This is a genomic window from Acidithiobacillus ferrivorans, from assembly GCF_016250455.1.
Classification (GTDB): Bacteria; Pseudomonadota; Gammaproteobacteria; order Acidithiobacillales; family Acidithiobacillaceae; genus Acidithiobacillus; species Acidithiobacillus ferrivorans.
The window spans coordinates 2,769,985-2,783,533 of sequence record NZ_CP059488.1 but is presented as its reverse complement, the minus strand read 5'-3'; the positions used below and the strand labels follow the sequence as shown (position 1 = coordinate 2,783,533).

Genomic DNA, 13,549 nt, shown 5'->3' with positions numbered 1-13,549 from the left:
GCTTGACTAATGTGCTATTCCGATGCTGGTTTACCGAAGGGTGACGTGCCAGTTTAGTTATACTATGATTTTGGCGTCGCTCCATGTCGGTATTAGGTCGTATGTCATGGGCACTGCAAAGCAGCCAGCTCAAAATGTTGGGCTAATGAGCTCGCCGGATGAAGCGCGGAGAATTTGGCCGTCAGTTGAATTACCGGCTCCCTGGTCGTCTGTGTATATGACATGATCGTTTTTATCGCGTGAACCGCACCGAACGGAGCAAAAAACCATGCCTAATGACCGCCTGACCTTCTATACCAACCCCATGTCGCGGGGCCGCATCGTGCGCTGGATGCTCGAGGAATTGGGTGTGCCTTATCAGGCGGTGCTGCTCGACTATGGCACGACGATGAAGGCCCCCGAGTATCTGGCCATTAACCCCATGGGCAAGGTCCCTGCCATCCAGCATGGGCAGACCGTGGTGACGGAAGCGGCGGCCATCTGCGCCTACCTTGCGGATGCCTTTCCCCAGATGGGGCTGGCACCGGCCCCCGATGATCGATTGCGAGGCCCGTACTTCCGCTGGCTGTTCTTTGCCGCAGGCCCGTTGGAGGCCGCAGCCAGCAATAGGGCCATGGGCTTTGTCGTGCCGCCGGAACGTGAGAAAATGATGGGTTACGGCACTTATGCGGCGGTGATGGATGTGCTCGAAGACGCGGTGGAACAGGGTAAATATCTGCTCGGCGACAACTTCTCGGCTGTCGATGTGTACGTGGGTGCGCATTTGGGATTTGGCATGCAATTCGGCACGATCGAAAGGCGCCCAGGCTTTGAACATTACTGGTCACGGGTCAGTGCCCGCCCGGCTGCCATCAGGGCCAAGCAGATCGACGATGATCTTTTACCCAAGGACGCCACAAAAACATGACAGGGAATAAGGTCTGGCGGCGTGATACATTTTGTCGCCTGAAGCTGTATAGCTCTATACTGCATGGTACCCCCTTATCGTTGAGCGAATGGGCAAAAAAACCGCCCGAATGCTTGGGATACGTGCTGGTCCACGGAATGACCCACCTGCTGAAGCTGTCCCACAACCTCTGTTCAGGGTGCTGGGTGCTGATGGACCATTTCATGCCCGACTGACGTCATCAAAGGCATCAGTTCACTCCTCTGCGGGTGCGGCGGGAGGGGTGATATCACGCATTGCACGACCGCTCCATACAGTCCAAAATCCACCCCTACACGAGGGGGACCCATGTTTGACAATCTGACCCAGAAACTGACCCAGACCTTCAAGAACTTGCGCGGCCAGGGACGGCTGAGTGAGGATAATATCCGCGACGCCCTGCGCGATGTGCGGCTGGCGCTGCTGGAGGCCGACGTAGCCCTGCCGGTGGTCAAGGACTTCATCAGTAACGTCCGCGAAGAGGCTATGGGCGAAGCCGTGGTCAAGAGCCTCACGCCGGGGCAGGTCTTTGTCAAGATCGTCCATGATGAGCTGGTGAAGTTGATGGGCGCGCACAATGATCGTCTTGATCTCAGCGCCCGCCCCCCGGCGGTGATTCTCCTCGCAGGTTTGCAGGGCTCGGGTAAGACCACCACCAGTGCCAAGCTCGCTCTGTGGCTCAAGGACAAAGAAAAGAAGCGCGTGCTGATGGTCAGTACCGACGTCTATCGTCCTGCCGCCATGGAGCAGTTGGCGCATCTCGGTAAAGATATTGCGGTGGATGTGTTCCCCTCCAGCCCCGACCAGCAGCCGGTGCGCATCGCCCAGGATGCGGTGGAAGCGGCGCAGCGCGGCGTCTACGACGTGCTCATCGTCGACACGGCGGGGCGTCTGCACGTGGACAGCGAGATGATGGCCGAGGCGCAGGCCTTGACCACGGCGGTCAAACCGGTGGAACTGCTTTTCGTGGTCGATGCCATGACCGGTCAGGATGCGGTGAATACCGCCAAGGCCTTTAACGACGCCCTGCCGCTGACCGGCGTGATCCTCACCAAGGCGGATGGTGACGCCCGCGGTGGCGCGGCCCTATCGGTGCGGGCCATTACGGGTAAACCCATCAAGTTTATTGGTATCGGTGAGAAAATTCGCAAGGGCCTGGAGCCCTTCTATCCGGATCGCATGGCCTCGCGCATTCTGGGCATGGGCGACATCGTCAGTCTGGTGGAGCAGGTCCAGCAGGATGTGGACGAAGATCAGGCCCGGAAAATGACCGAAAAGCTGCGCAGCGGCAAGGGCTTCGATCTGGAAGACTTCCGTGAGCAGTTGCGCCAGCTTGAGCGCATGGGCGGTATGGCCAGTATCATGGATAAGCTGCCCGGCATGGGTGAGTTGCCCGCCGAGGCGCAGAGCGCCATGCAGGATGGCAAGTCGATGCGCCGACTGGAAGCCATCATCAACTCCATGACGCCTGGCGAGCGGCATCATCCGGACATTATCAAAGCCTCGCGGCGGCGGCGGATTGCTGCGGGTTCCGGGACGAGCGTCACCGAGGTCAACCGTCTGCTTAAACAGTTCGAAATGATGCAAAAGATGTTCAAAAAAATGGGTAAAGGGGGTCGGGGGCTCAGCCGTTTGCTGGGGATGAATCCAAAATCGATGTTGAAGGGCGGTTTACCCTTCCGTTAGAGCTTGTTTTTAGTTACGATACGCGCCTTTCTCCCGCACAGAGGGAGAGGATCATGGTTAAGGAGAACACATGGTAGTCATTCGTATGGCCCGGGGCGGCGCCAAGAAGCGGCCTTTTTATCACATTGTGGTGACCGACAGCCGTAGCCGCCGGGATGGTCGTTTTATTGAGCGCCTGGGCTTTTACAATCCCATTGGCGCAGTAGCCGAGCTGCGGATCAATAAAGAACGCGCCGTTTACTGGTTGAGCCAGGGTGCCCAGCCGTCCGACACCGTCGCCGGCTTTCTGAAGAAAGAAGGCGTGAGCAAGACGGGTGTTGCCAGCGTCTGACGCCGGGGAGTGGGTGGTGCTGGGGCGCGTCTCCGGCATCTATGGTTTGCGCGGTATGGTAAAGGTTTTTTCTTTTACCGAAGAGCGCGACACCATTCTCGACTACTCGCCCTGGTATCTCGGCCCGGATCGGCGTCTTTGGGTGCTGGAGGACGGGCGTATGCAGGGCGAGGGTGTGGTGGCCAAGCTTAAGCAGGTGGATGACCGTGAGCAGGCGCGTGCCCTTATCGGGCAGGAGATTGCCGTGCTCAGAGCCGAATTGCCTGATCTGGGGGCTGGTGAATTTTACTGGAGCATGCTGATCGGGTTGCGGGTACTGAACCGTGAGGGCGTCGCTTTGGGCACCGTGGCTGCCTTCCTGGAGACCGGAGCGAATGACGTGATGGTGGTCGACGACGGCAAGGGCGGTGAGCTGCTCGTTCCATGGTCGGCCGAAGCCTCTGCGGGTGTGGATCTGACCGCCGGGCAAGTGATCGTGGATTGGCAAGCCGACTGGTGATGCGTTTCGATGTTATCACCATTTTTCCGGGGCTGATCCATGGTTATTTGCAGGAGGGCATTGTCGGACGCGCGCTGACCCGCGGGCTGATTGAGGTGCATACCTGGAACCTGCGGGATTTCAGTGACAACGCCTACCGGCGGGTGGATGACCGCCCTTTCGGGGGGGGGCCGGGAATGCTGATAATGGCGCCGCCTTTGCTGGCGGCCATTGCGGCAGCGCGGCAGGCCAACCCCGGGGCGCCGGTGATTTACTTGTCGCCCCAGGGGCAGCGCTTGCAGCAGCAGGCCGTGCAGAATTTTGCAGCGGTGCCTGGTCTGATTTTGCTGGCTGGCCGCTATGAAGGCATTGATGAGCGGGTGCTGGCGGCGGTGGATGCGGAATGGTCCATCGGTGACTACGTGCTGGCGGGTGGTGAGTTGCCGGCGCTGGTGCTGATGGAGGCAGTGGCGCGCCAGTTGCCGGGCCTGCTGGGGCATGCGGATTCAGCAGTGGAGGACAGTTTTGCGGCATCTGGTTTGTTGGACTGCCCGCATTATACCCGGCCCGAAGTGGTTGCCGGGGAAAGTGTTCCGGAGGTGCTGTTATCTGGAGACCATGGGCGTATCCGCCGCTGGCGTTTGCAACAGTCGCTTGGCCGCACCGCCGAGCGACGCCCGGATTTGCTGGCGCAAAGAGGCTTGCAGGCGGGTGAAAAAGAATTATTGGAAGAGTATCGCCGTCAGGGCGGCGAAACGCAGTAATACTAGGCTAAGGAGTTGGGTATGAACATCATTGACGAAATCAATCAGGAACAAATGAAGTCGGTACTGCCGACTTTTGGTGCGGGCGACACAGTAGCCGTTCACGTAAAGGTGAAGGAAGGCGACCGCGAGCGTATCCAGATTTTTGAGGGCATTTGCATTGCACGCCGTAATCGTGGCCTGCACTCTGCTTTCACGGTCCGCAAAATCTCTAACGGTGAAGGGGTGGAGCGCGTGTTTCCCTCCTATTCGCCGCTGGTGACCAAAGTCGAAGTGAAGCGTCGTGGTGATGTGCGCCGCGCCAAGCTCTACTACCTGCGTGATCTTTCTGGTAAGGCCGCACGCATCAAGGAAAAGCTGGGCTGATGCAATCTGACGCGGCACTCGGCCATGGCCGGGTTCGGGTTGGATGAGAGCATGCTAACGCCGGGTTCGCGGGCGATCCTCGAACACTGGCGTTCTGCTTCCGTATCTGGGCGGGAAATCCTCTGGGCCGATTCCGCTCAGCGCTTGGCCTTGCGCGCTGCTTGGCAACAGAGTTTGTTGCCGCACTGGTGGGCCGCCGCCGCAGATGCGCAGGCCCTGCAGATTATGGCGGACACCCTGGCGCTCCTCGCTGAGGCGGAGTCTTTGCCCCCTGCACTGTTAGCGACTGCCTTGCAGGTGCAGGAGGCATCGCTGGTGCAGCCAGCAGCTATCCTGCCCGCTGCGCTGAGGTCTGAGGCCGCCAACCCCATGCCCTTGGACATGGAGGCGGACACCTTCGCCAAGGCTATTGAAGACGGTGATCTGGAGACGCTGGCGCCGCTGCTGTTCAGTATGGCGGAGGACGAGAACGCCCGGCGAATCGTCCTTACCCGGCTGGCCCAGCGCCTAGCCGATGACAATCATGCCCAAGGCTTGCGCACCATTCTCTATGGACAGTGGCATGATGCCGCCGCCGATCTCCCCGCTCAGCCCTTCTCACTGGGGGCGATGGCGCTTTTGCAGAGTCACTGGCAACTGCCTGCCGGGGTAGCGGTGGTGGTTCCTGAAGGGCGTGCCAGCCGCGCCCCGGCCACGGACAAACCCCTGCTCCATGCCCTGCGAGAACGCGATTTGCCCGCCTTCATGGGGCGTATCCGCGCCCTCGGCGACCAGCCTATGGACGCCATACGCCAGCTTTTCCTGACCGTTACCCTGATGATCATTGAGGGTGGTGGTGGCAAGGACCCTCTGCCACTGATCCGTCTCTATGTCTGGCTCGGCAGTTTGCTGGCCTTACCGCACCGCAGTTTGCGGCAGGCACGAAAAGTGTTGTTCAGCGCTGCAGCGACTACTTTTGGCTTTGCCGGATGGCAGCGTCAGGAAGACTGGCCGGATTTCTGCACGCTGGCCGCTTATCGTGAACGGGCAGCCACGGAGCCAGTACCTGCGCCATGGAGCTGGCAGAGTGCATTATATGCCGCCGCTGCCGATGCTGGCCCGCAGTGGTGGTTGCAGGTGGCAGAGCGTGGTGTGGCACAAGCTTGCCCGGTGGGTTTTTGGTCTTTGTGGCGCACTGCGCAGCGCGCCGGGTCCTTGACGGGAGGCCCATTGGCATGGATTCACCCTCTGGTAGTGATGCGTCTGTATCTGGCATAGACCAGTCAATGAGTACCGCATCTGCTGCCCTGCCAGTCGAACGCCAGCAGATTGATGCCTTTCTCGACGCGCTGTGGCTGGAAAAAAACCTCGGTGAAAATACCCTTGTCGCCTACCGGCAGGATCTTCTGCAGGTGGCCGTCGCGCTCGCGGCGCAGGGTCTGAGTCTGGGTACCGCCGATGAAGGGGCGCTGGCACGCCTGCTGGGGCAGAAGTTACAATCCGGGGCGGCCTTGCGCTCCGTGGCCCGGCTGCTTTCCAGCATGCGCCGCTTCTACGGTCACGCAGAGCGGGAGGGCTGGGTAATCCGTGATCCCAGCCGTAACCTGCAAAGTCCCCGCCTTGGTCGCGCGTTACCCCATGTCCTCAGTGAAACAGAAATAGAGGCATTGCTGCTGGCCCCCGATTGCACACGCCCTTTGGGACTGCGCGATGCAGCCATGCTGGAGTTGATGTACGCCTGCGGTTTGCGGGTGTCGGAGCTGGTGAATCTGGAGATGCGCCAGGTGGACCTCAGTGCCGATCTGGTGGTGGTTTTTGGCAAGGGTCGCAAGGAACGCCTGGTGCCCATGGGGGAAGTGGCCGCCGGACGCATGGCGCAGTATCTGCAAAGTGGTCGTCCGCAGATATTGGGCGAACGCATCAGTGCCGCCATTTTTGTGACGGGACGCGGGGCTGCCATGACGCGGCAGCGTTTCTGGCAAAACATTGAGCATTACGCGCAGTCCGCTGGAATTACTCAGACCGTGTCGCCGCATAGCTTGCGCCACGCCTTCGCTACCCATCTGCTGAATCATGGCGCGGATCTGCGCAGTGTGCAGTTGATGCTTGGCCACGCAAATCTCTCCACCACGGAGATTTATACCCATGTGGCGCAGGCGAGGCTCAAGGAATTACATCAGAAGCATCACCCGCGCGGGTGATGCTTCTGTAATTCCCAGAATCTGAGGTTCTGGGAGGCGGTGAGAGACTAGCCATGCTCCGATCACGAACAAAAAACACCCCGCGACCGATGGTGCGCCACGGGGTGTTTTTCTGCAAAACCAGACTTATTTTTTAGGTAAGGTCACCACCACATAGATGCTCGCCTTGCCCTGCCGCACCAGTAACGGGATGGGTTGGTTCGCAGGCAGACTGGCGACAATGTGCTCCAACTCGGTGGGACTGTTGACGTCTTGCTGATCCATCTGCTGGATGATCATGCCTGGCATAATCCCGGCTTCTGCTGCCGCCCCTTCACTGACCCCGACCACCACGACACCGTGATGCACGTTCAATTGCTTCTCAATGTTGGGGGTCAGAGACTGGACATGGATGCCCATACGGGAGACTTTGCCCACTTGGGCAGGCTGGGCAGGTTCCTGGCTGCCGGAAGGCCCTGCCATGTTTTTGGGTAGGGCAGTAACCAGGACATCTTTGGTTTCCGCCGCACCGCGGTGGAGGATACCGACCTTAGCCTGCGTGCCCGGCAGGGTATTGCCAACCATAGGCGGCAGTTGCCCGACATTGTACACCGGCTTGTTGTCATAAGTGACAATGACGTCACCGGGCTTGATGCCCGCCTTGGCGGCCGGGCTGCCCGGCATGACGGAGGCGACGAGTGCGCCCACCGGTTCCTTGAGATGCAGTGCTTGCGCCATGGGCGGCGTGACATCCTGCACTTCTACGCCCAGATAGCCGAACTGGATCGCTTTGTGGTCCTTGAAGTCCTGCACCACCCGCATCACGGTATTGATGGGAATCGAGAAAGACAGGCCCATGTAGCCGCCGCTGTTGGTATAGATCTGATCATTGATGCCGACCACCTGGCCCTTCATGTTGAAGAGCGGTCCGCCCGAGTTGCCGGGATTGATGGGCACGTCGCTCTGGATGAAGGGGATGTATTCGTCATCGGGCAGTGGGCGGTTCATGGCACTGACCACACCTTGGGTCACGGTGTTGTAAAAGCCGAAAGGCGCGCCGACGGCGAGTAGCCATTGGCCGACCTTCATGTCATCCGAATTGCCGAGGGGCACGGTGGGCAGGTCCTTGGCGTTAATTTTGAGCAGCGCCGTGTCATAACGTACTGAAAGACCGATCAGCTTGGCCGGATAGGCGTGGTGATTGGTGAGGGTGACGACGACATGGTTGGCGCCGCGTACGACGTGGCCGGCGGTGACGATATAGCCATCAGGACTGATGATGAAACCGGAGCCGAGCGATTGGATTTTTTCATGCTGCTGTGGACCTGAGCCGTTTTGTCCGGGAGCCATGAAGTGATGAAAAAACTGATAAAAAGGCGAATTGGGTGGAAAAGGGTTGGCCTGCTGGTGGATGACCTTATTCGTGGTGCTGCTGATATTCACTACCGCTGGGCCGTAGCGGTCGATAATCGGGGTGAAATCCGGCAGAGCGACCAGTGCTTGTTGGGGCGCTGTGTTTGTCGAGATAGACAAAGCTGGTGCCGTCGGCGCATCGGCTTGTGCCCACTCCGTTGCACCCAGGGCAAAACCAAAACACGCCGCTACCACGGCAGTAACTACTAGTTTACGGCGCTTTAACATGGAATTCGGGCGATCATTCGCCATATGATTCTCCTTCGGGTTTTTGTCTTGCAGCTTTCGGTATGACCCGGGTTGGACTCCGGGAGTAGGCCGGGAGTTCCAGCCAATCCACACAACATAACACATAACTCGCAATGGGAGACGATAGCTGGCAGCAATGTCCTCAGTGCAAAGCGCGGGACAGGCGGGTCCGGTAAAGCTCTACCAGTGGTCCCTGATTACCTTGCAACGCAAATATTTTAAGTACGGTTTTGCGGGCCAGGCCGTCCTGATAGTTTTTGTGGCGCTCGACCATCCCGATGAGCTGATCCAGGGCCGCTTCCTCTTGCCCCTGCAAGAGCAGAAGTAAGGATCGCTGATACATGGCCTGGGCACGGGAGTCGCCATTTGCGCTGGCGATGGTGGCTTCCAGTTCGGTCATGGGTGGTATGCTGCGGGCTGCCGCAGTGAATTCCAGCAGGGCTTTCAGGCCTTCGACCTCAGTTTCCATTTGAAAGGTGGGGGACATGGCGTCGATCTGGGCCTGGGCGTCGGCATGGCGGCCCTGCTGGATGGCTAAGTGCGCCAGTGCCAGGCGTGCCGAATCGTTCCTGGGGTTGAGGCTGATGGCCTGTTTCAGCAATGCTTCGGCCTCTGCGGCTTTGCCCTGGGCAATGGCGTCAAGGGCCTGCACGCGCAGGTCGTCACCTGGCAGCGGCAGGTTTTTCTTGATGAACTGACGCACGGCGGATTCGGGCAGCGCCCCGGTAAATTCATCGACGACTTTGCCATCCTTGAAGGCCTTGACGGCCGGGATGCCGCGTACCTGATACTGGCGCGACAGGTCGGCGTTTTCGTCAGAGTTGACCTTGGCGAGCACGAAGGCGCCGTCCATTTCTGCCGCCAGTTTTTCGAGGACCGGACCCAGGGTTCGGCAGGGTGCGCACCATGGTGCCCAGAAATCGACCAGTACCAGCACCTTCCGGGATAGCCCGACGACAGCTTCCTGAAAATTAACGAGATTCACTTCGAGAACGTGTTCACTGACTGCCATACGAAACTCCTGAGAAGAAGAGGATAGACTGTAACGCCTTTATTTATCGTTTCAGGTATGGTCAAAAAGGGGTCTTTTCAAGGTGCGGCCGATTTCCGGGGCGCTTACTGCTGTTCAGCTTTAGCCAGAGCGTCCAGCACGGACTGGAGCAGACTACGCCCGAGGGGTCCCATGCCGCGCTCCAGTTTAAGGCGGTCGTACTGGTTCCGGGAGAGGGGGCCAAGGGCCGCGCCCATGCGCGCCATATCGCCGCCGGCCCGCTGCATCTGACTGGCCATATCGCCCAGCCAGGCCAAGGCTCCCGGCTCACCGCGGCGGGCGGCGAGGATAACGCTGGCCAGACCGGGCGCGGCGAGGGTGGGATCAGCCGGGTCTCCGGCTTTGGGCAAGGTCTCTGGATTTTGCAGGCCCATGAGGATGGATTCGATAATGATGCCGTCTTCTTCGTCCAGTCCCTGCAGCAAACCCGGCTCCCGCCGTCCGGCCAGTATGTGGCGGATGACGGCAACCAGATCGCCCCAGCCATTGGCGGCGGCGACGCGCAGATTTTCTTCCAGCGGCGCCCGGAGATGGGTATTCTGGCAGGCGGCGACGACCTGCAGGATGATTGCTGCGTGGGCGCTACGGATCTGCTCTCGACGTTCGGGGAGGACGGACATGCGGTGAATTCCAGTTATATGGTTGCCGCTTATTTTGCGGCATTGGCTGCGGGCGTGCAAAAAAGCTCAACGATTGAGATGTCGCGCCAGATAATGCCCGGTATGGGACAGGGGATTGTGCGCCACCTCGTCCGGCGTGCCGGTAGCGATGATTTGGCCGCCACCGGACCCCCCCTCGGGGCCGAGGTCGATGAGCCAGTCCGCCGTCTTGATGACGTCCAGATTGTGTTCGATAACGACGATGGTGTTGCCCGCGTCGGCCAGCTTCTGCAGTACATCGAGGAGCAGGGCGATGTCATGGAAGTGCAGGCCGGTGGTGGGCTCGTCGAGGATGTAGAGGGTTCGCCCGGTATCGCGGCGGGACAGTTCGCGGGAGAGCTTGACGCGCTGTGCTTCGCCACCGGAGAGAGTCGTCGCCGACTGTCCCAGACGCAAATAACCGAGGCCCACATCCAGCAGGGTCTGCAGCTTGCGGGCGACGGAGGGGACGGGGTCAAAAAAGGTCCGCGCGTCCTCTACCGCCATCTCCAGGATATCATGGATACTTTTGCCCTTGTAGTGAACATCCAGGGTCTCGCGTTTGTAGCGCTTGCCGCCGCAGATATCGCAGGGGACATAAATGTCCGGCAGAAAGTGCATTTCCACCCGGATGACGCCGTCGCCTTCGCAGGCTTCGCAGCGCCCCCCCTTGACGTTGAAACTGAAGCGGCCGGGATTGTAACCGCGGGTGCGGGCCTCGCTGGTGGCGGCGAAGAGTTCGCGGATAGGAGTAAACAGCCCGGTATAGGTAGCCGGATTGCTGCGCGGGGTGCGGCCGATGGGGCTCTGGTCGATGGCGATGACCTTGTCCAGCTCCTCCAGTCCACGAATTTGCTTGTGCGGCGCCGGGCTCTGGCTGCTGCCCATGAGCACGCGGGCGCAAGCGGGGTAGAGGGTGTCATTGATGAGGGTGGATTTGCCGGAACCGCTGACCCCGGTGATACAGGTGAAGAGGCCGATGGGGATACGCGCATCCACCGACTTCAGGTTATTACCGGTGGCGCCTTGCACCTCCAGCCAGCGCTGGCTGGCATTGCTACGCCGCTGCTCGGGGACGGCGATGCAGAGGTCTCCGGTCAGATAGCGTCCGGTCAGCGAGTCCGGGTTGGCGCGGATTTCTTCCGGCGTGCCCTGGGCGATGACTTCACCGCCGTGGGTGCCAGCGCCCGGCCCCATGTCCACCACATAATCGGCGGCGCGGATGGCGTCTTCATCATGCTCGACGACGATGACGGTGTTGCCGAGATCGCGCAGATGCTTGAGCGTGCCAATGAGGCGGTCGTTGTCGCGTTGGTGCAGGCCGATGGAGGGCTCGTCGAGGACGTACATCACCCCCACCAGACCGGCGCCAATCTGCGAGGCGAGACGGATACGCTGCGCTTCCCCACCCGACAGGGTTTCGGCGGAGCGGTCGAGGCTGAGGTAGTCGAGGCCGACATCCACCAGAAACTTCAGACGACTGCCGATTTCCTTGAGGATGCGCTCGGCGATGAGGGCTGCCTGCCCTTCCAGTTGCAGATGGGTGAAGTGTTGCAATGACTCGCGGATGGACAGCACCGAGGCTTCCTGAATGGCCAGCGAGCCAACCCTGACCATGCGCGCTTCTTCACGCAGGCGGCTGCCATTGCAGGCCGGACAGCGCAGGCGGCCCATATAGCGCATGATTTCTTCGCGGACGAGGTTGGACTGGGTTTCACGCAGGCGCCGTTCCAGACCGGCAACGACGCCCTCGAAGTTCAGCTGGTGACTGTGCGTCCCTTGCTGGACGGTGATGCGTTCAGGACTGCCGTGGAGAATCTGCTCGCGAATATCGAAAGGCAGATCCCGCCATGGGGTATCCAGGGAAAAATGAAAGTGTGCGGCCAGCGCCGTGAGCAGGGGTGCGTAGTGCTCCTGATGGCGCTTGGTCCAGGTGGCGATGGCCCCATCACGCAGGCTCAGTTCCGGATTGGGGACGATCAGATCGGGGTCAAAAAAGGTGATCTCGCCGAGGCCGTCACAGCGCGGGCAGGCCCCGGCGGGATTGTTGAAGGAGAAGAGGCGCGGCTCCAAAGGCGGGAAGGAGCGCCCGCAACTGGGGCAGGCATGGTGCGCGGAAAATAGCCGCTCTTCCGCATGCTGTGGTCCCATGAGGACGGCGATGGCCTGATCCTCGGCGAGGCTGAGGGCGGTTTCCAGAGACTCGGCCAAGCGCGGCCCGCTGTCGGCGCGCAGTACCAGTCGGTCGATGACGGCCTCGATGCGATGCTTGCGCTTCTTGTCGAGTGCAGGGATTTCGTCCAGTTCGAGGAGTTGACCATCCACCCGGGCGCGAATCAGGCCGCGGGCACGCAGGCTGCCGATGATGTCCTCGTGACTGCCTTTGCGGTCACGCAGCACCGGTGCCAGGATCATGAGCTTTTCGCCTTCGGGCAGGGCCAGGAGCTGATCGACCATTTGGCTGATGGTCTGACTCTGAATGGGCGCGCCGCAGCACCATGGGGTGCCGGCACGGGCATAGAGCAGGCGCAAATAGTCGTGAATCTCGGTGATGGTGCCGACGGTGGAACGGGGATTGTGGGAGGTGGACTTCTGCTCTATGGCGATGGCCGGGGAGAGCCCTTCAATCGCGTCCACATCCGGCTTGCCCATGAGGGAAAGAAACTGGCGGGCATAGGCCGAGAGGCTTTCCACATAGCGGCGCTGACCTTCGGCGTAGAGGGTGTCGAAGGCCAGCGACGACTTGCCCGATCCGGACAGCCCGGTGATGACGATGAGGCGGTCGCGCGGTAAGGTAAGAGAAATATTCTTGAGGTTGTGGGTGCGGGCGCCCCGGATATGGATGTGTTCCATGCAGCCGACATGCTCTTTTTGGGGACAATGGGTTAGTATAAAGCTTTCGGGGACACCCGTCCCCTTGACCATAAGGAGATCAGACGATGGCGGGAGTGAATAAGGTCATATTGTTGGGGCATCTGGGACGGGACCCGGAGATGCGCTATCAGCCCAGTGGTGGCGCCATCGCGAACTTCAGCGTCGCGACTTCTGAGACCTTCAAGGACAAGGAAGGCAACAAGCAGGAGCGCACCGAATGGCATCGCGTCGTGCTCTTCGGACGCACCGCAGAAATCGCCGGCGAATACCTGCGCAAGGGTAGCATGGCTTATGTGGAAGGCCGCCTGCAGACGCGCAAGTGGACCGACAAGGAAGGGCAGGAGCGCTACACCACGGAGATCGTCGGCGATCGTCTGCAACTGGTGGGCGCGCGTGGGGGCGGCGGCGGTGCGGCGAGCTTTGATGAGGAAGATCAGTCCCGGCCGAGTGGCGGCAGCAGCAGTGCGGGGAGTTCGCGGAAGAGTGAGATGCCGCCCGCGCCGGCGGAGGATTTTGATGATGATATTCCGTTCTAGTTCCCACCTCCACAATCGGTTAGTTGGTGGAGTAGCGATGGCATACGTGTGGATGGTGACTGAAGCACGGGAGCGATGC

At 60.3% G+C, this 13,549-nt stretch carries 14 protein-coding genes; 10 read left to right on the top strand and 4 right to left on the bottom strand.

Annotated features, from left to right (window positions below; translation table 11 throughout):
- Positions 1-268 precede the first annotated feature (268 nt).
- The 9 genes from H2515_RS13880 (at position 269) to xerD (ending at position 6,730) form a co-directional block, all read left to right on the top strand.
- Positions 269-907, top strand: a complete 639-nt coding sequence (locus tag H2515_RS13880) for a glutathione S-transferase family protein (RefSeq protein ID WP_198660419.1) — start codon at positions 269-271, stop codon at positions 905-907.
- Positions 904-1,122, top strand: coding sequence for a YgjP-like metallopeptidase domain-containing protein (locus tag H2515_RS16585; protein WP_141672303.1), 219 nt, complete (start codon positions 904-906; stop codon positions 1,120-1,122). Before H2515_RS13880 ends, H2515_RS16585 begins: the two co-directional genes overlap by 4 nt.
- Before the next feature lie 112 nt (positions 1,123-1,234).
- Positions 1,235-2,611, top strand: a complete 1,377-nt coding sequence (ffh, locus tag H2515_RS13870; protein ID WP_198660418.1) for a signal recognition particle protein — start codon at positions 1,235-1,237, stop codon at positions 2,609-2,611.
- A 70-nt stretch (positions 2,612-2,681) separates the two neighbouring features.
- The gene (gene rpsP, locus H2515_RS13865) at positions 2,682-2,942 is read left to right on the top strand and encodes a 30S ribosomal protein S16 (protein ID WP_014027790.1); all 261 of its coding nucleotides are present in this window, start codon (positions 2,682-2,684) and stop codon (positions 2,940-2,942) included.
- Positions 2,926-3,441, top strand: a complete 516-nt coding sequence (gene rimM, locus H2515_RS13860) for a ribosome maturation factor RimM (protein ID WP_065412626.1) — start codon at positions 2,926-2,928, stop codon at positions 3,439-3,441. The genes rpsP and rimM overlap by 17 nt, the downstream gene beginning before the upstream one ends.
- Positions 3,441-4,184, top strand: a complete 744-nt coding sequence (gene trmD / locus H2515_RS13855; RefSeq protein WP_198660417.1) for a tRNA (guanosine(37)-N1)-methyltransferase TrmD — start codon at positions 3,441-3,443, stop codon at positions 4,182-4,184. The genes rimM and trmD overlap by 1 nt, the downstream gene beginning before the upstream one ends.
- A 21-nt stretch (positions 4,185-4,205) precedes the next feature.
- The gene (rplS, locus tag H2515_RS13850) at positions 4,206-4,550 is read left to right on the top strand and encodes a 50S ribosomal protein L19 (RefSeq protein WP_014027793.1); all 345 of its coding nucleotides are present in this window, start codon (positions 4,206-4,208) and stop codon (positions 4,548-4,550) included.
- A 51-nt stretch (positions 4,551-4,601) separates the two neighbouring features.
- Positions 4,602-5,807, top strand: a complete 1,206-nt coding sequence (locus H2515_RS13845; RefSeq protein WP_232821414.1) for a hypothetical protein — start codon at positions 4,602-4,604, stop codon at positions 5,805-5,807.
- Between the two features lie 8 nt (positions 5,808-5,815).
- Positions 5,816-6,730: a site-specific tyrosine recombinase XerD gene (xerD, locus tag H2515_RS13840; protein WP_198660415.1), complete on the top strand. Its 915-nt coding sequence runs from the start codon at positions 5,816-5,818 to the stop codon at positions 6,728-6,730.
- Between the two features lie 126 nt (positions 6,731-6,856).
- Here xerD and H2515_RS13835 read toward each other — a convergent pair whose 3' ends face one another.
- The 4 genes from H2515_RS13835 to uvrA all read right to left on the bottom strand — a co-directional run bounded on the left by H2515_RS13835 (position 6,857) and on the right by uvrA (position 12,913).
- Entirely contained in the window at positions 6,857-8,374 is a 1,518-nt protein-coding gene (locus H2515_RS13835; RefSeq protein WP_035190968.1) for a Do family serine endopeptidase, read from the bottom strand.
- A gap of 139 nt (positions 8,375-8,513) precedes the next feature.
- Positions 8,514-9,383, bottom strand: a complete 870-nt coding sequence (gene trxA, locus H2515_RS13830) for a thioredoxin (protein WP_065412537.1) — start codon at positions 9,381-9,383, stop codon at positions 8,514-8,516.
- A 104-nt stretch (positions 9,384-9,487) separates the two neighbouring features.
- Positions 9,488-10,042, bottom strand: coding sequence for a hypothetical protein (locus tag H2515_RS13825; RefSeq protein WP_065412536.1), 555 nt, complete (start codon positions 10,040-10,042; stop codon positions 9,488-9,490).
- 66 nt (positions 10,043-10,108) lie between these two features.
- On the bottom strand, positions 10,109-12,913 hold the full coding sequence (uvrA, locus tag H2515_RS13820; RefSeq protein ID WP_198660414.1) for an excinuclease ABC subunit UvrA: 2,805 nt from the start codon (positions 12,911-12,913) through the stop codon (positions 10,109-10,111).
- An 86-nt stretch (positions 12,914-12,999) separates the two neighbouring features.
- Here uvrA and H2515_RS13815 point away from each other — a divergent pair, with 86 nt between their 5' ends.
- A complete protein-coding gene (locus H2515_RS13815; RefSeq protein ID WP_198660413.1) occupies positions 13,000-13,470 on the top strand; it encodes a single-stranded DNA-binding protein in 471 nt (156 codons plus the stop codon).
- The last annotated feature ends 79 nt before the right edge of the window (positions 13,471-13,549 follow it).